Origin of the sequence: Pseudogemmobacter lacusdianii (assembly GCF_030848395.1) — a bacterium.
In the GTDB taxonomy this organism is placed as follows: Bacteria; Pseudomonadota; Alphaproteobacteria; order Rhodobacterales; family Rhodobacteraceae; genus Pseudogemmobacter; species Pseudogemmobacter lacusdianii.
Map to the genome: position 1 here is coordinate 232,460 of NZ_JAVDBT010000005.1, position 16,067 is coordinate 248,526.

14 protein-coding genes are annotated in these 16,067 nt (G+C 62.7%); 3 read left to right on the plus strand and 11 right to left on the minus strand.

What is annotated here, in order from left to right:
- Nucleotides 1-178: 178 nt before the first annotated feature.
- From Q9295_RS07065 to Q9295_RS07075, 3 genes are read right to left on the minus strand one after another with little or no spacing between them, the layout of a single operon-like run.
- On the minus strand, nucleotides 179-481 hold the full coding sequence (locus Q9295_RS07065) for a DUF4387 family protein (protein WP_306679820.1): 303 nt from the start codon (nucleotides 479-481) through the stop codon (nucleotides 179-181).
- Entirely contained in the window at nucleotides 474-1,832 is a 1,359-nt protein-coding gene (locus tag Q9295_RS07070; protein ID WP_306679821.1) for an acyclic terpene utilization AtuA family protein, read from the minus strand. The genes Q9295_RS07065 and Q9295_RS07070 overlap by 8 nt, the downstream gene beginning before the upstream one ends.
- Entirely contained in the window at nucleotides 1,829-2,902 is a 1,074-nt protein-coding gene (locus tag Q9295_RS07075; protein ID WP_306679822.1) for an isocitrate/isopropylmalate dehydrogenase family protein, read from the minus strand. Before Q9295_RS07075 ends, Q9295_RS07070 begins: the two co-directional genes overlap by 4 nt.
- Before the next feature lie 139 nt (nucleotides 2,903-3,041).
- Between Q9295_RS07075 and Q9295_RS07080 the strand changes: the two genes are divergently transcribed.
- The 3 genes from Q9295_RS07080 (at nucleotide 3,042) to Q9295_RS07090 (ending at nucleotide 8,360) form a co-directional block, all read left to right on the plus strand.
- A complete protein-coding gene (locus Q9295_RS07080) occupies nucleotides 3,042-3,902 on the plus strand; it encodes a GntR family transcriptional regulator (protein ID WP_306679823.1) in 861 nt (286 codons plus the stop codon).
- Between the two features lie 208 nt (nucleotides 3,903-4,110).
- Nucleotides 4,111-5,244, plus strand: coding sequence for an efflux RND transporter periplasmic adaptor subunit (locus Q9295_RS07085; protein WP_306679824.1), 1,134 nt, complete (start codon nucleotides 4,111-4,113; stop codon nucleotides 5,242-5,244).
- A complete protein-coding gene (locus Q9295_RS07090; protein ID WP_306679825.1) occupies nucleotides 5,244-8,360 on the plus strand; it encodes an efflux RND transporter permease subunit in 3,117 nt (1,038 codons plus the stop codon). Before Q9295_RS07085 ends, Q9295_RS07090 begins: the two co-directional genes overlap by 1 nt.
- Before the next feature lie 7 nt (nucleotides 8,361-8,367).
- Here Q9295_RS07090 and Q9295_RS07095 read toward each other — a convergent pair whose 3' ends face one another.
- The 8 genes from Q9295_RS07095 to Q9295_RS07130 form a co-directional block, all read right to left on the minus strand.
- Nucleotides 8,368-9,147 (minus strand): ABC transporter ATP-binding protein, encoded by a 780-nt coding sequence (locus tag Q9295_RS07095; RefSeq protein WP_306679826.1) that lies wholly within the window; start codon nucleotides 9,145-9,147, stop codon nucleotides 8,368-8,370.
- Complete coding sequence (locus Q9295_RS07100; RefSeq protein WP_306679827.1) at nucleotides 9,147-9,986, minus strand: ABC transporter ATP-binding protein; 840 nt, start codon at nucleotides 9,984-9,986, stop codon at nucleotides 9,147-9,149. Before Q9295_RS07100 ends, Q9295_RS07095 begins: the two co-directional genes overlap by 1 nt.
- Nucleotides 9,983-10,888, minus strand: a complete 906-nt coding sequence (locus Q9295_RS07105; RefSeq protein ID WP_306679828.1) for an ABC transporter permease — start codon at nucleotides 10,886-10,888, stop codon at nucleotides 9,983-9,985. Before Q9295_RS07105 ends, Q9295_RS07100 begins: the two co-directional genes overlap by 4 nt.
- On the minus strand, nucleotides 10,885-11,952 hold the full coding sequence (locus Q9295_RS07110; protein WP_306679829.1) for an ABC transporter permease: 1,068 nt from the start codon (nucleotides 11,950-11,952) through the stop codon (nucleotides 10,885-10,887). Before Q9295_RS07110 ends, Q9295_RS07105 begins: the two co-directional genes overlap by 4 nt.
- Before the next feature lie 42 nt (nucleotides 11,953-11,994).
- Entirely contained in the window at nucleotides 11,995-13,593 is a 1,599-nt protein-coding gene (locus Q9295_RS07115; RefSeq protein WP_306679830.1) for an ABC transporter substrate-binding protein, read from the minus strand.
- Between the two features lie 179 nt (nucleotides 13,594-13,772).
- A complete protein-coding gene (locus Q9295_RS07120; protein ID WP_373457440.1) occupies nucleotides 13,773-14,543 on the minus strand; it encodes an ABC transporter permease in 771 nt (256 codons plus the stop codon).
- Nucleotides 14,543-15,268 (minus strand): ABC transporter permease, encoded by a 726-nt coding sequence (locus Q9295_RS07125; protein WP_306679832.1) that lies wholly within the window; start codon nucleotides 15,266-15,268, stop codon nucleotides 14,543-14,545. The genes Q9295_RS07120 and Q9295_RS07125 overlap by 1 nt, the downstream gene beginning before the upstream one ends.
- A gap of 19 nt (nucleotides 15,269-15,287) precedes the next feature.
- Entirely contained in the window at nucleotides 15,288-16,064 is a 777-nt protein-coding gene (locus Q9295_RS07130; protein ID WP_306679833.1) for a transporter substrate-binding domain-containing protein, read from the minus strand.
- Nucleotides 16,065-16,067 lie beyond the last annotated feature (3 nt).

Sequence of the window (16,067 nt, forward strand, 5' to 3'; positions counted from 1 at the left end):
TTTGTTATTTATCAGATATTTAGAATATATCCTGCGCGCTCCGGTCGCATCTGCGCAGCCAGAGGGACGCGTTGCACAACGCGGAGGGAAGTGCCGCTCTGGCCCATTCAACCTATGGCCTGTGGCGGCGAGGAAGGTCCGCGCAGCGCCCCGCGGCGGGGGGCTGGCGGCAAGCGGTTCAGTCGATCTGCATCTCTTCAAGAAGGCTGGCCCAGCCCGCGCCATGCATGTCGCGATCAGCCCGCGTGCCTTGCACCTGTGGGCGCGGGAAGGAGAATTTCACCACGTTGAGATCGGCGATGTCGAAGCGCTTCACCAATTGGCGATCCACCCGGTAAAGCTTTGCCACCGCATCATCTTTCAGGCTGCCGCTGACCCGTTCGAACACCTCGGCGCTGCCGCAAAAGATATCGATCGTCACCCAAAATGGCCCCGCATTTTTCGAGCGCACTTTCTGTGCGATCTGTCCCAGTTCAGCCATGACCCACCTCATGCAGCTCAAGCTTAAAGGCCGCCATCGGGTCATCCAACTCCATCACATGGTTGAGGCAAAACTCATAAAGCGCGCCGCGCTGCATCTCGGCGGGCGAGAAGGGGAAGGCGAAGGTCGGCATCGGCTCATCCTCGGTGAGGGGATGGTGCAAGAGATAGGGGTTGAGGATCTTGGCCGCCTCGGCCGCCTGTTCCGGCGTGGGGCAGGTGAGGATGCCCAAAGCGCCAACCTCAACCGGCAGATCGTGCCGGTTCTCAAGGTCTCCCAAGGTGGCATTCATGCCGATAAGCCGCAGCTCAACCGCGAAATCGTCAGGCTTCAGCCCCATGCGGGCTTCGATCTTGGCGCGGACTTTGGTCTCAATATCCGCCGCCCAAACGCGGGCATTGGCGACGTAATGGCGGTCGCGGATCACCGCAAGGCCGACCGATTGATAGCCCACCACCCGCGCGCCTTCGAGCTTGACCGTATAAGGGCCGGGCACCCATTTGGAGCCCTCAACCCGCACCCGCCGCGCGTCCAAAGCGCGGTAGTCCGAGCCGGTGACATCAAGATAACCGCCCGGTTCGTAAAGGATAAAAGGGTCGGAGTTTTCATAAAGCATATGGGCCGAGACGGTGTAGGCTGTCGCGGCTGCCGCCTCTGCCATCGGCTCAATCGTGAAGCCACTGGCGTCAAAATCGATCTGGATCACGCCGGAATTGGGCTGGGTTGTCGCCAAAGCCCCGCATTCGCCAACCTTGGCGCCATGCCAAGCCGCCCCCGCATTGTCGCCTCGCGTCAAAGGCAAAGCGGCGATGATCGCGGTATCGGTGGTGCGGCCCGCGATCACCACATCGGCCCCGGTGGCCAAGGCGGCGGCGATCTGCTCGGCCCCGGCAAGGGCGACGATATTGGTGCAATCCTCCAAGATTTGGTCCGAGATTTCCGGTGCCGCCGCCAGCGGGCGCACCCGGCCCTTGGCCAGGGCTGCCTTCACCGTCTCGGCCGTCTGGCCCGAGCGCAAAGTGGCGACCTTGATCTTCATGCCCTCTTCGGCGGCGATCTCTTTGGTGATGTCAAAAAGCCAATCTACCGCCGCATCCGCCCCGCAAGTGCCGGCGGTGCCGATGACCAAGGGCACGCCCGCCTCGGCCCGCGCCCGCATCAACTCGCGCCATTCCATCTTGGTCGAGGCGCGGGCGTATTTCGACACGCCGCGGCCAAGGTAGGAGGGGCCGGAATCGGTGGAGCCGCCATCGACCGCGATGATATCGGGGCGGTTGGCGATGCCGCGTTCCAATGCGGCGCGGTCATAGCCAAGGCCCAAGGCCCCGGCGGGTATCAAAACGCGGGTCATGGCTTTTCCCCTTGTGCCAAGGCGGCGATGATTTGGTCGGTGAAGGCGATGGTGCCCAAAGGGCCGCCGAGATCGGCGGTGCGGCGGGCGGGATCGGCCAAGCAAGCCTCAACCGCATCTGTGATCGCAAAGGCCGCACGGGCCAGTTGCGGGGCATTGTGACGGCTTGCCATCCAGTCCAGCAGCATTGCGGTGGAAAGGATCAGCGAGGTCGGGTTGGCCTTGTTTTGCCCCGCGATATCGGGGGCCGAGCCGTGCTGGGCTTGCGCCACGCAAAGACTGTCGCCCCGGTTGAGCGAGCCGCCAAGCCCAAGGCTGCCCGACAGCTCGGCCGCCTCGTCCGAGAGGATATCGCCGAACATATTGGTGGTGACGATCACGTCAAAACTGTCGGGGCGGCGGATCAGATGCGCGGCGGCGGCATCGACGATCATCTCTTCCAGCGTCACATCGGGGAAATCCTGCGCAACTTTGCGGACCTCCCGCAGGAAAAGCCCGTCGGACAGCTTCAGCACATTGGCCTTATGCACCGCCGTCAGCTTCTTGCGCCGCGCGCGCGCGAGCTCAAACCCCACCCTCGCGATCCGGTTTGAGGCTTTGGCCGTGACCTTGCGCACCGACAAAGCCATGTCCTCATCGGGCATAAACTCGCCCGATCCGGCGAACATATTGCGGTCGGAGTAAAAGCCTTCGGTGTTCTCGCGCACGATAATCAGATCCATCGGTTTGCGCAGGATCGACAGGCCCTCCCGCGCCCGGTTGGGGCGGATATTGGCGTAAAGGTCCAGTTTGACACGCAATTCTGACGAGGGGTTGATGCCACCCTTGTCGCGGCTGGGGTAGTCAAGATGCGAGACCGGGCCAAGGATGACGCCATCGGCCTCACGCGCGCGGGCCATAACGGCGTCGGGCAGGGTGCTGCCTTGGCTCTGAAGCGCGCTAAAGCCGATATCGGCCTCTTCGATCTCCAGCCCAAGCCCGAAATCCGCCGTCACTTGCGCCAGCACGCGCAGGGTGGCTGCGGTGATCTCGGGGCCGATTCCATCGCCGGGCAGGGCCAGAATGCGCATTTTGCAGGCTCCTTCGTCTGGCACTTTGGTGCTTTAAAATGCCATAGCCTGCCGGAGTGGTTCTTTGCAATGCTAAAATACCATCGCCTTGGCTTTTGCGCGGCTCTATGCGACGATGCCTTTCCCGAACGGAGCGATGATGTCGCAGATTGCCAGCAGCCTAGCGCCCGAAATTGCCCGCCTGATCCGGCAGGGGCTTTTGACCGAGGCGGACCTCAGCGAACGCGCGCTTGCGGCGCGGTTCCATGTCTCGCGCTCGCCGGTGCGGGTGGCTTTGCGTGAGTTGCGTGAGGCGGGTTTGCTGGAAGGGGCCGCTCAGACCGCGCCTGAAGGCCCTGATCTTTCAGCAGAAACCCCGCCCGCGCCCGAGGCGGATGAAGAGACCTATTTGGCAATTGCACGCGACCGGCTGGCGGGGGAGATCCCCGACCGGATCAGTGAAAATGAACTGATCCGCCGTTATGGCAGCACGCGCCCGCGCATGCAGGCACTGCTCCGCCGCATGGCCGAAGAGGGCTGGGCCGAGCGGCTTCCCGGTCATGGCTGGCGGTTTTTGCCGGTGCTAACCTCGATGCAGACCTACCGGCAAAGCTACAGCTTCCGCCAAGCGATCGAGCCTGCCGCTTTGCGCGACCCCGGCTTTCAGCCCGATGTGCCTGAGCTGACGCGCCAGCTGGAAATCCAGCGCCGCTTGGTGGCGGGCGAGGTTCTGACCATCTCGGCCGTGCAATTGTTCCATATAAACAGCAACTTCCACGATGCGTTGATGGCCTGTAGCCGCAACAGCTTTTTCATCGACGCTTTGCGGCGGGTGAACCGGCTGCGGCGGCTGATCGAATATCGCCTGACGGTGGACCGCGAAAAGGCCCGCGCGCGCTGCGCCGAACATGTGCGGATCTTGGAACTGGTGCTTGCCGGCAGCCGCGAGGAGGCAGCCCTTTTGATGGAGCGGCACTTGGCGGCTTTGGGCCCGATCAAGGCCCCCGATCAAGCCTCATAAAATCTTCCCAAACCGCGACGGAATGGAACAGCGGCGGCGTTTAGGCTTGGCAGGCTGCGTTTGGCGCGCCGCCTTGGCACAACTCAAAACTGCGCGATCTGGCTTTTCCTCTGCCGACAAGTGCTTATCATGCGCAAGCCCACCGAATGCCCGATCTTAGAAGGCCGATGATAAAAGGCCGGATCGTTTAGGAAGGACCATAGATTTCATGAGGATCCTCCCTCAGCTTCTTACCATCGCCGCATTGACCGTGGTGGCTGTGCCGCTTGCGGCGCGGTTCATGCCCGGCTCGCATGCGGCTTTGGCCAGCGTTGGCCTTCTCGCGCCGCTTTCGGCGATGGGTTTGGTCCCGGAGAATGCCGAGGCGGGCGGCGGTCCGCGCGGGGGCGGGCGGGCGATCCCGGTGGTCGCGGCTCCGGCGGAAGAGCTGATGCTGCGTGATGTGGTCAGCGCCATCGGCTCGGCGCGCGGTGTGCAGGCAGTGGCTTTGGCCCCCGAGGTTTCGGGCCGGGTTTTGGCGTTGCGGGTGCAGGCGGGCGACCGGGTGAAGGCCGGGGACCTCATGGCCGAGCTGGATGACGAAGCCGCCCGGCTGGCGTTGGAGCGGGCCGAGCTGGTCTTGGCCGATGCCCAAGCCACGATGGCGCGGGTTGAGCGTTTGACGGGCAGTGGTGCGGCGTCAACCTTGCAGCGGCAAGAGGCGGAATTGGCCTTGCGCACGGCGGATCTGGCGGTGCAATCGGCGCGGCGCGATCTGGCCGATCACCGTTTGGTCGCCCCCATCGACGGCGTGGTTGGGCTGATCGAGGTGCAGGCCGGCGATCTGATCTCTCCCACGACCGAGGTGACGCGGATCGAAGATCGCTCATCGCTTACCATCGATTTTCGGGTGCCCGAGCGGGTGGCCGCCTTGATTGCATTGGATAATCCGGTCGAGGTGCATGCCGTCTCGGCCCCCAATCAGCCGATTGAGGGCGTGATTAGCGCCATCGACAACCGCGTGGATGAGGCCAGCCGCACCCTGCGCGTGCAGGCGCGGATCGGCAATGAGACCGATGCTTTGCGGGCAGGCATGGCCTTCCGCGTGGCGCTGGAATTCACCGGCGCGATCTATCCGGCGGTTGATCCAATGGCGATCCAATGGGGCGCCGAGGGCGCCTATGTCTGGGTCTTGCGCGCGGGCAAAGCCCAGCAACTGCCGATCCGCATCTTGCAGCGCAACAGCGAAAACGTGCTGGTCGAGACGGCCTTGCAGCCCGGTGATCTGGTGGTGACCGAGGGCGTGCAGGCCCTGCGCCCCGGCGCCGAAGCCAGTGCCGTTGCCGCCAGCGAGGCCAGCTGATGGCTGGCCGCGACACCCCGGATATTAGCCAATCGCGCACCGCGCTTTTCATCCGCCGCCCGATCCTTGCCTTCGTGCTGAACGCGCTGATCATCATTGCGGGCCTTGCCGGGCTGATGGGCGCCGATGTGCGCGAGCTGCCGGATGTGGACCGCCCCGTCGTTTCGGTCTCGACCAGCTATTCGGGTGCTGCGCCAGAAACCGTTGACCGTGAGGTCACGGCGGTGATCGAAGGCGCTGCCGGACGGGTGGCCGGGGTGAAGTCGATCTCTTCGTCGTCGCGCTTTGGCTCGTCAAGGGTCACGGTGGAATTCCGCGATGATGTGGATTTGGACGTGGCCGCCACTGATCTGCGCGATGCGGTGGCGCGGGTCACCAACAGCCTGCCTGATGAGGCCGATGCGCCGCGCGTGGTGAAGGCCGATGCTGATGGCGATGCGGTGATGCGGATTGCCGTCACCTCAAACCGGCGCAGTGCCGAGGATCTGACCAAGCTCGTTGAGGATCTGGCCGAGACCCGGCTTTTGTCCGCCCCCGGCGTGGCCGATATCCAGATCAACGGTGATCGCGGCCTCGTCTTCCGGGTCGATGTGGACATGATGCAACTCGCGGCGCGGGGCCTGACCTTGGCCGACCTGCGCACGACCTTGGGCGATGTGGCCTTTGACCGGCCTGCCGGGGCTTTGTCCTCGGACCGCCAAAGCCTGATGGTGCGCACCACTGCCGCGATCAGCACGGCTGAAGAGATCGAGGCGTTGACCGTCGCGGGTGATGTGCGGATCGGCGATGTGGCGCAGGTCACCTTGGGGCCAGAGCCCGGGGCCTCGATGCTGCGCTCGAACGGTGAGACCGGCGTCGGCATTGGCATCCTGCGCCAAGCCAATGGCAATACATTGGAAATTTCCTCTGCGGTGCGGCAGGTCGTGGCGGATTTGCAGCCGATCTTGCCTGAAGATGTGCAGATGTTTGTCACCTCGGACAGCGCCGATTTCATCAATGGCGCCATTCATGAGGTTGAGATCGCTTTGGGGATCTCGGTCCTGATCGTGACGGCGGTGATCTATCTTTTCCTGCGCGATGCGCGGGCGACCCTGATCCCGATTTTGGCGATCCCGGTGGCTTTGATTGGCACTTTGGCAGCTTTGTGGCTGGCCGGATTTTCGATCAATATTCTGACCTTGCTGGCTTTGGTGCTGGCCACCGGCATCGTGGTGGATGACGCAATCGTGGTCTTGGAAAACATCGTCAGGCGGCGGTCCGAGGGCATGGGCGCACGAGCGGCCGCCGTATTGGGCGCCGAGCAGGTGTTCTTCGCCGTCATCGCCTCTACCACGACTTTGGCAGCCGTTTTCCTACCCTTGTCCTTCCTGCCCGGCCAAACCGGCGGGCTGTTCCGTGAGTTTGGCTTCACCCTTGCGGTCTCGGTGGTGCTTTCCGCCGTCACGGCTTTGACGCTGACGCCTGTCCTCTGCGCGCGGCTTTTGCGCCCGCATGAAGAGCAGAAATCTGGCCGCATCGGCACAGCTCTGGCGGATTTTTACGCCAAAACTCTGAAGCTTGTCTTGAATGCGCCCTTGGTCTCGGGCTTCGTGGCGGTGCTCTTCGCACTGGTGGCGGTGGCCAGCTTCCCGCTTCTGCGCCAAGAGCTGACCCCGCCTGAAGACCGCGCTGCGGTCATGTTCTCGGTGCAGACGCCGCAAGGCTCTTCGCTGGAGTACACCAATCAAAAGATGCGCGAGATTGAGGCTTTGGTTGAACCTCTGCGCGCCTCGGGTGAGGTGACGAGCGTCTTTGCCATTGCGGGCCAAGGTGGGTCGGACAACCGCGCCTTCATCATGGTGACTTTGGCCGATTGGGCGGACCGCAGCCGCAGCCAACAAGAGATTGCGGCGGAATTGCAGGCCGGGATGGCCGGGGTGATCGGGGTGCGGGCCTTTGCCATGCAGCCGAATTCCTTGGGCATTCGCGGTGCGGGGCAGGGGCTGAGCTTTGCGCTGGTGGGCGATGATTACGGCCGGCTTGCCGATGTTGCCAAAGAGCTGGTCGATCAGATGGAGCAAGACCCGCGCTTTGGGCAGGTCCGTCTCGGCTATGACACGACCCAAGCCCAGCTTTTCGTCGAGATCGACCGGGTGTTGGCCGAGGATCTGGGCGTGAACATCTCGGGCATGGGCGAGGCTTTGCAGGCGGTGCTCGATGGCCGCACCGTGGGCACGCTGTTCCTCGATGACGACAGCTACGACATTCGCCTCGTCTCAACCTCGGATCCGGTCAATGATCCGGGCGATTTGGAGCGGATCTTCGTGCCCACGCGCGATGGCCAGATGGTGCCGATCTCCAGCTTCGTGACCCTGACCGAGCGCGCCGTGGCACCCGAGTTGCGGCGCGAGCAACAGATGCGTTCGGTGCCGCTGAGCGCGGGGCTGACCAAGGATTTGGCCTTGGGCGATGCTTTTGCCGAGGTGCAGGCGATGGCCGCGCCCTTGCTGGGCAGCGATATGCGGGTGGTGCCGATGGCGGAAGCCGCCACTTTGGGCGAGACCTCTTCGGGGATGCTGATCACCTTTGGCATCGCGCTGGCGGTGGTGTTCTTGGTGCTGGCGGCGCAGTTTGAAAGCTTCGTCTCGGCGGTGATCGTGATGGCCACCGTGCCCTTGGGGCTGGCCTGCGCGGTCTTTGCCATGCTGGCCACGGGCGGCAGTATGAACGTCTATTCGCAGATCGGGCTGGTGCTTTTGGTGGGGATCATGGCCAAGAACGGCATCTTGATCGTCGAATTCGCCGATCAGCTGCGCGAACGCGGCCTCAGCGTGCGCGAGGCGATCACGCAATCGGCCTCGGTGCGGTTGCGCCCGGTGATGATGACGATGATCGCCACGGTTCTGGGCGGTCTTCCCTTGGTCTTGGCGCAAGGGGCCGGGGCCGAGGCACGCGAGGTGCTTGGCTGGATCATCGTTGGCGGTCTGGGGCTGGCGACGATCGCCACGCTTTACATCACGCCTTTGGCTTACCTCTTGCTGGCAGGGCTTTCCAAGCCGCGCAGCCATGAGCAAAGCCTTTTGGCGGGCGAGATGCAGGCCGCGCAAAAAGCTTTGGATCAAACGCCCGCCGAATAGGCGGGCGTCAGGCCAGCATGCGGTCGGCCGAGGCCTCAAAGAGACTGCGGGCGTAAGCCGTGGTCATCTTGGCCTCGGCCAGATCATCGCGCGACAGCTCTTCCACCGCGCGGCCATGCTGCATCACCAGCACCCGGTCGCACATATGGTCGATGACGGCGAGGTCATGCGAGACCATCAGGAAGGTCAGCCCCCGCTCTTCGCGCAAGCGGTTGAGAAGGTTCAAAACCTCCGCCTGCACCGAGGCATCTAAAGCCGAGGTCGGCTCGTCCAGCAGCAGGATTTTCGGTTCCAGCATCAAAGCGCGGGCAATGGCGACACGCTGGCGCTGGCCGCCCGACAGCTGATGCGGATAGCGAAAGCGGAAGCTTGTCGGCAGGCCCACATCCTGCAAAGCCTGCATAACCTTTTGGTCCGAGCCTTTGATGCCGTGGATCGCCAAAGGCTCCGACAGGGTGCGGTCGATGGTATGGCGCGGGTGCAGGCTGGCATAGGGGTCTTGGAAGACCATCTGCACCTGTCGGCTGAAATCGGTGCCGCGCGGGTCTTCCAGCGCCTCGCCAGCGATGCGGATGGAGCCGCCGGTGACCGGGGCAAGGTCACAAATCGCGCGCAATATGGTGGATTTGCCCGAGCCGGATTCGCCCACCAGCCCATAGCTTTGCCGCGCCGCGACTTGCAGGCTGACGCCCTCCACCGCCCGCACCTCGCGGCCCTTTGAGCGGTAAGTGACGGTCAGATCTTTGATTTCGATCAGCGCTGTGCCTGAGGCTGTCGCGGTGGTCATCATGCGCCCTCCTTCGCCCAATCGCCCGAGCGATCGAGCCCCGGCAATGGCCCCCGCGCGCCGCCGATCCTTGGCAGGCAATTCAAAAGCCCTTGGGTATAGGGATGCTGCGCCTGAGCGAGGTTTTTCGCCTCTAATTCCTCGACCACCTTGCCCTTATACATCACCAAAATCCGGTCGCAGAACCGCCCCACCAGCCGCAGATCATGGCTGATGAAAATCAGCCCCATGCCACGGTCTCGCACCAAACCGTCAAGGATCGCCAGAACCTCGGCCTGCACGGTCACATCCAAGGCAGAGGTCGGCTCGTCTGCGATCAGAAGATCGGGCTCGGGGATCAGCATCATCGCGATCATCACCCGCTGGCCCATGCCGCCTGAAAGCTCATGCGGATAGGCCGCCATCACCCGCTCAGGATCGCGGATCTGCACGGCCTCAAGCGCGGCAATCGCCTTGGCGCGCGCCTCCGTGCGGCCAATCCGGTCGCGGCGGCGCAGGCCCTCGGTCAGTTGCTCACCCACATTCATCACCGGGTTGAGACTGTATTTCGGATCCTGCATCACCATGCCGATCCGGTTGCCGCGCAGGGCCCGCATCTCACGCTCAGACGCGGCCATGAGATCGACGCCATCAAAGCTCATCGCGTCGGCCTCAATCCGCCCCGGCGGGCGGATGAGCCGCAGGACGGAGCGCCCGGTCATCGTCTTGCCCGAACCGGATTCGCCGACGATCCCCAACCGCTCACGGCCCAAAGAGAAAGAGACCCCGCGCACCGCCTCAACCGGGCCGGTCTCGGTGGCGAAGGTCACGCGCAGGTTTTTGACCTCAAGCAAGCTCATTTCCCAGTGCTCCTTGGGTCCAAGACATCGCGCAAGCCGTCGCCCAAAAGGTTGAAGCCCAGCGAGACGATCAGGATGGCCAGCCCCGGCATGGTGGCGACCCACCATTGCTCGAACAGGAACTTGCGGCCCGAGGAGATCATCTGCCCCCATTCCGGCAAGGGCGGCTGCACGCCAAGGCCAAGAAAGCCCAAGCCCGCAGCGATCAGGATCACGCCCGCCATGTCCAAGGTGACGCGGATGATCACCGAAGGCAGGCACATCGGCACGATATGGCCCCAGATGATCCGCGGCGCGCCCGCCCCTTGCAGGCGCACAGCGGCGATGTAATCCGAGTTGCGCACGGTGAGAGTCTCGGCCCGGGCGATGCGGGCGTAAGGCGGCCAAGCGGTCAAGGCGATGGCGAGGACCGCATTCTCCACCCCCGGACCCATCACCGCGACCAAGGCCAGCGCAAGGATAAGGCGCGGGAAGGCCAAGAAAATATCGGTGATCCGCATCAAAAGCGCATCGATCCAACCGCCGAAATAGCCCGAGATTGTGCCGATCAAGAGCCCCAGAAGCGGGGCCGTCACTGCCACCAGAGCAATGATGTAGAGTGTGATGCGCGAGCCGAAGATGATCCGGCTAAGGATATCGCGGCCAAAGTCATCGGTGCCAAGCAGGTTGCCGGGCGTGCCGGGCGGCAGCAACCGCCGCGACAGATCCTGCGCCAAAGGGTCATGCGGCGCCAAAAGCGGCGCGAAAGCCGCCATCAACAAGAGCAGCCCGACGATGACCAGCCCGGTCATCGCGAGCTTATTGCGGCGAATGCGCAGCCAAGCCAGATAGCCTTGCCCCAACCGCGCTTGGCGGCGGGAGGCGGGGTTCGGGTCGGTCAGCCAAAGACGAAGACTGCTCATGCTTGCGCCCTCGGATCGACCAGCCGGTAAAGGATGTCAGAGAGCATGTTCAGCGTCACGAAAGCCACGCCCACCACCACGGTGCCCCCCAAAACGGCAGGCATATCGGCGGCGAACAAAGCATCGGTGATATAGCTGCCAAGCCCCGGCCAAGCGAAAATCGTCTCGGTCAGCACCGAGCCTTCAAGAAGATAGGCATAGCTCAAGGCAATGACGGTGATCAAAGGCACCAGCACATTGCGCATCGCATGGACCCAAACCACCCGCCATTCCGGCATGCCCTTCACCCGCGCCGTGGTGATATATTCTTGGCTCAGCTCATTCATCATGAAGCTGCGGGTCATCCGGCTGATATAGGCCATCGAGACATAGCCAAGCAAAGCCGCTGGCAGCACGATATGGCTGATGGCATTGGCGAACATATCCCAAGCGCCGTTCAGCGCGGAATCCACCAAGATCATCCCGGTGTATTGCTCCATCTGGAACTGCATCATCATCTGATAACTGGCATCGAGCCGCCCCGGCCCGCCAACCCAATCAAGCTTGCCGTAAAAGACCAAAAGCCCAATCAGACCGAGCCAGAAGACCGGCATCGAATAGCCCAAAAGCCCAACCACCCGAACCACTTGGTCCGAGATGCTGCCCGGCCTTGTCGCCGCCAAAACCCCGGCAGGCACCCCGGTGATCACGCCAAAAAGCGTGCCAAGTGTGGCCAGTTCCAGCGTTGCAGGGAAGCGCTCGGCGACTTCCGACAGCACCGGCTCACGCGTGCGGATCGAAGTGCCAAGATCACCTTGCACCGCGTCCCAAAGATAGATCGCGAATTGCTTCCACATCGGCTCATCCAGCCCGTAAGCCAGCCGTGCGGCTTCATATTGGGCGGTGGTGGCGCGCTCGCCCAAGATCGACAGCAATGGGTCGATCGGCACGATGCGGGCGATGATGAAGGTGACGAAGAGCAGGCCCAAAAGCGTCAGCGCTAGGGTCAGAAGGCCGCTGCCAACCCCCCAAAAAAGTGGGCGCAGACGGGACGGGCGGCGGGGCACAGGGGCGATATCTACCATGATAAACGGCCCGCGCGAGCGACACCCGCGCGGGCCTTAACCTTACTTCGTGACCAGCCAGTAAGAGGCGCTGTCGACCGCGCCACCGGTGTGGAAGCCCTGCACATTGGCGCGCGCGCCGGTCTGTTGCAGCTGGCCGAACATCAAGATGAAGGCGGAATCGTCGCGGTGCCGCTCTTGGATCGAGCGATACATCTCAACCCGTTTAGCCTCATCCATCTCGGCCACAGCGGCCTCGGTCTCGGCCGACATTGCACCCGGATCCCAAGCGGTCCGCCAAGCGAGATAGCCCGTGAGCTTGGCCTCATCCGAGTTGTCCGGGTTGATCGCAAAGGTCGAGGCATTGGTATGCGGATCGGGGTAATCCGGGCCCCAAGTTTGCAAGGTCAGCTCATGCTGGCGGGCGCGGTATTTGTCCAACACGGTCGCGCCATCGCCGACATCCAAGCTCAGCTCAATCCCGGCTTGGGCAAAGGTGTTTTGCACCGATTGCGCGATATCCATCCGCTCTTGGTTGTTGCGCACGGTGAGGCTGATCTTCAAGGGCAGCTCAACCCCGGATTCCGCCAACAGCGCCTTGGCCTTTTCGATATCAAGGCTATAGGGCGTGTCTTCGATCGCGCCCAAGAAGCCCTTGGGCAAGAAGGCCTGATGCACCGCCCATTGGCCTTTCAGGATGGTGTCGGCCATGCCTTGATAATCGACTGCCCAACGCATCGCATCCAGCACCGCCGGATTGGCCAAAGCCTCGTTCTTTTGGTTGGCGGCAAGGTAGTAGATCTGCCCGCCATTGTCGTTCGAGATCGCCACATCGGCATTGCCTTCAAGCCCGGCCACATCGGTGGGGGTCAAAGCGCGGGCAATGTCGATATCGCCTTTTTCCAGCAAAAGCCGCTCGGTCGCGCCTTCGGGGATATGCTGCATGAAGACATTCTTCAGCTTGGCATCACCGCGCCAATGGCCCTCACGCGCCTCAAGGATATAGCCCTCACCCGCCTTGAAGCTTTTCAGCACATAGGCCCCGGTCCCGGCCGAGTTCGACTTCAGCCAGTTGTTGCCCATATCGCCGTCAACCTCATTGGCCATGACGGTTTTCATATCGACGATATTGCCCACCGCAGCGGTGAGGCAGTTGTAAAAGAAGCTCGGCGCATAGACCTTGTCGGTCTTGATGGTGACGGTGTCACCCTCAAAGGTGATCATCTCCTCCACGTTTTCCGGCGTGAAGCCGAATTGCGCCATGATGAAGGCCGGGGTCTTGTTGATCTTCACCACCCGGCGCAGCGAGAAGGCCGCATCCTCGGCCGTCACCGGATTGCCGCTGGCAAAAGTGACGCCGGATTTCATCTTGAAGCTATAGGTCATCCCGTCTTCGCTGACCGACCAGCTTTCGGCCAGACCGGGGACCATCTCGCCGGGTTTGGTGGGGTCCAGCTCGATCAAGCTGTCATAGACGTTGTTGACCAGATCAAGGCCCGAGAATTCAAAGGCCTCATGCGGGTCGATCGAGACGATGTCATCGATCGCATCGGCCAGAACCAGCGTATCGGCCGGTGTCTCGGCAAAGAGGGCTGCGGGGGCCGCTCCGGCCAGAAGGGCCGCAAGAGCAACGGCGCGGCAAGAAGCATGCTTCAAAGACATCCTAAACTCCCTGTGTTTTATCATTGGGGATACGGGAATGGTCGCGGCCCGTTCCTAAGCTGATTGGAGGAATGTGCTTTGCAGCTGTCAACGTCATTCGCAAAGCGCGGCACGGCACGGCATCGGCTTTGGCGGAATGGCGCTGCCCGAGCGGGGCCGGACAGCGCAAGGGCAGGGGATTAGGCGGATTTGCGCGGGCGGCGGCTTTCCAGCCAACGGAAGCCCAGCGCGATAATCCCAGCCAGTGCCAGATAGATCGCCGCCACCAAGAACAACGGCTCATAGGTGATGAGCGTGTCTTGGCGCACCCGGCTGGCCACGGCATAGACCTCAAGCACGGTGATGGTGGCGACCAAGGGCGTGGCCTTCAGCTGCAAGATCGTCTCGCCGCCCAAAGTGGGCAGCACACCTTGCAGCGCCAAAGGCAGCGAGATGCGGCGGAAGATGGTGAAACGTGGCATGCCCATGGCGCGCGCAGCCTCCAACTGGCCGCGTGGCACCGAGCGGAAGGCACCCCGCATCACCTCGCCCTCGTAACCGGCATAAGAGAGCGACAGGGCCAGCAAAGCATAGGGCCAAGCTTGGCGCAGGATCGGCCATAACTCGCTTTCGCGGATCCAAGGAATGCTGGGGAAAAGCGAGCCAAGCCCGTAGTAGAGGAGCCAAACTTGCAAAAGCAGCGGCGTGCCACGGATCACCGTGCAGAAGACCCGCGCCGGCACCGCCAAGAACCACGGCCCCGAAGCTTGGGCGAGGCCCAAAGGCACCGCCAAGGTAAAGCCAATGGCGACCGAAAGCACCAAAAGCCAGATCGTGCGCCACACGCCCTGCACGATCATCGGCAGGTATTTCGGCAGCCATTCCCAATTGCCGGCCACGATCACCCAGACCACCAAAGCGGCAGCAATGGCGAGCATGACAAGGCGGTGGGGTTGCATCAGGGCCTGCATCATGTGCCCCCCGTCATGCGCGGTGGATCACCCCGGCGCGCCCAACGCTCCAACCGGGCAAAGCCCCAAGTCGAAAGCATAGAGATCGCAAGGTAAATCGCCCCGGCGGCAAGGAAGAAGGTGAAGAAGGCCTTGGTGGTGCCCGCCGCTTGCCGCGTGGCAAGGGTCAGTTCCGAGAAGCCGACAATCGCCAGCAAAGCCGTGTCTTTGGTGGCAATCAGCCACAGGTTCGACAGCCCCGGCAAAGCCAGCCCCAGCATGGTCGGGATGGTGATGCGCCGCGCGATCTTGGCCGCCGGCATCCCCATCGCCCGCGCCGCCTCGATCTGGCCGGGCGGCACCGCAAGGATGGCGCCGCGCAAAACCTCGGTCGCATAGGCGCCTTGGACAACGCCCAAGACCAAGACCCCCGCCACCACGCCCGAGATCTGCACGCGATCATAGCCCAGACCCAGCATGATCTGGTTCACAATATCGGTCAGGCCGAAATAAAGCAGCAATATCAAGATCAACTCGGGCAGGGCGCGCACCACGGTGGTGTAGACGCCAAGGCAATCGCGCAGCACCGGCCCGCCATAGATCTTGCCGTAAGCGCCGCCCAAACCAATGATGAGGCCAAGGCCAAAGGCCCCAACCGCGATCTGCATCGAGGCCCAAAGGCCCGCGAGCAGCGTGCCCCCCCATCCGGGGGGGCTAAGAGCCAGCAGGCCAAGGGTGTTTTCCATCGGTCAATCAGCCCGAAGATCACTCGCCATAGATCGAAGAGGCGAAGTAATTCGCGGTGATCTTGTCATATTCGCCGCTGGCGATGACATCCTCGATCGCCTTGTTGAACTTGGCCTGCATCTCGGCATCGCCTTTGCGCAGACCAACGCCAACGCCCAGACCCAGCACATCGGTGTCATTGGCAACCGCACCCATCAGCTCGCAGCAAGCGGTGCCCTCGGCCGAAGCAAGGAAAGCGTCGAGCGCGATCGAATCGGCTTGGATCGCATCAATGCGGCCCGCGACCAAATCTTGGTTCGCCTCATCTTGGGTTTGGTAAACCTTGATCTCGGAAGCGGTCGCTCCGAAATGTTTTTCGGCATAGGTTTGGTGCACGGTCGAGACCTGCACACCAAGGATCTTGCCGGTCAGACCCGCCGCATCCGCAGTGATGCCTGCGCCTTTTGCGGCCACGATCACCGTCGGGGTGTCATAGTATTTGTTCGAGAAATCAATGACCTTCAGCCGGTCCGCATTGATCGACATCGAGTTCATGATCGCATCGATCTGCCCCGCTTCCAGCGCCGGGATCAGGCCATCCCAAGACACCGGCGCGATCTCACATTCAAATGCGGCCGCTTTGCACAGGGCCCACATCAGATCAATTTCCCAGCCGGTCCAATTGCCCGAGGCATCGACGCTGGCGAAGGGCGGATAGGGTTCGGGCGCCATGCCGACGCGGACCTTCTCGGCCATTGCCGAACCCGCAGTGACGCTCAAAGCCAAAGCCACCGCGGCGATTTTCATCTTTTTCATCTT

Excerpts from the sequence above, each read along its gene's own strand:
- Q9295_RS07085 (WP_306679824.1), top strand. The coding sequence starts at position 4,111 with ATGAGGATCCTCCCTCAGCTTCTTACCATCGCCGCATTGACCGTGGTG.
- Q9295_RS07070 (WP_306679821.1), bottom strand. The coding sequence starts at position 1,832 with ATGACCCGCGTTTTGATACCCGCCGGGGCCTTGGGCCTTGGCTATGAC.
- Q9295_RS07065 (WP_306679820.1), bottom strand. The coding sequence starts at position 481 with ATGGCTGAACTGGGACAGATCGCACAGAAAGTGCGCTCGAAAAATGCG.
- Q9295_RS07075 (WP_306679822.1), bottom strand. The coding sequence starts at position 2,902 with ATGCGCATTCTGGCCCTGCCCGGCGATGGAATCGGCCCCGAGATCACC.
- Q9295_RS07090 (WP_306679825.1), top strand. The coding sequence starts at position 5,244 with ATGGCTGGCCGCGACACCCCGGATATTAGCCAATCGCGCACCGCGCTT.
- Q9295_RS07080 (WP_306679823.1), top strand. The coding sequence starts at position 3,042 with ATGTCGCAGATTGCCAGCAGCCTAGCGCCCGAAATTGCCCGCCTGATC.
- Q9295_RS07095 (WP_306679826.1), bottom strand. The coding sequence starts at position 9,147 with ATGACCACCGCGACAGCCTCAGGCACAGCGCTGATCGAAATCAAAGAT.
- Q9295_RS07115 (WP_306679830.1), bottom strand. The coding sequence starts at position 13,593 with ATGTCTTTGAAGCATGCTTCTTGCCGCGCCGTTGCTCTTGCGGCCCTT.
- Q9295_RS07120 (WP_373457440.1), bottom strand. The coding sequence starts at position 14,543 with ATGCAGGCCCTGATGCAACCCCACCGCCTTGTCATGCTCGCCATTGCT.
- Q9295_RS07105 (WP_306679828.1), bottom strand. The coding sequence starts at position 10,888 with ATGAGCAGTCTTCGTCTTTGGCTGACCGACCCGAACCCCGCCTCCCGC.
- Q9295_RS07125 (WP_306679832.1), bottom strand. The coding sequence starts at position 15,268 with ATGGAAAACACCCTTGGCCTGCTGGCTCTTAGCCCCCCCGGATGGGGG.
- Q9295_RS07130 (WP_306679833.1), bottom strand. The coding sequence starts at position 16,064 with ATGAAAAAGATGAAAATCGCCGCGGTGGCTTTGGCTTTGAGCGTCACT.
- Q9295_RS07110 (WP_306679829.1), bottom strand. The coding sequence starts at position 11,952 with ATGGTAGATATCGCCCCTGTGCCCCGCCGCCCGTCCCGTCTGCGCCCA.
- Q9295_RS07100 (WP_306679827.1), bottom strand. The coding sequence starts at position 9,986 with ATGAGCTTGCTTGAGGTCAAAAACCTGCGCGTGACCTTCGCCACCGAG.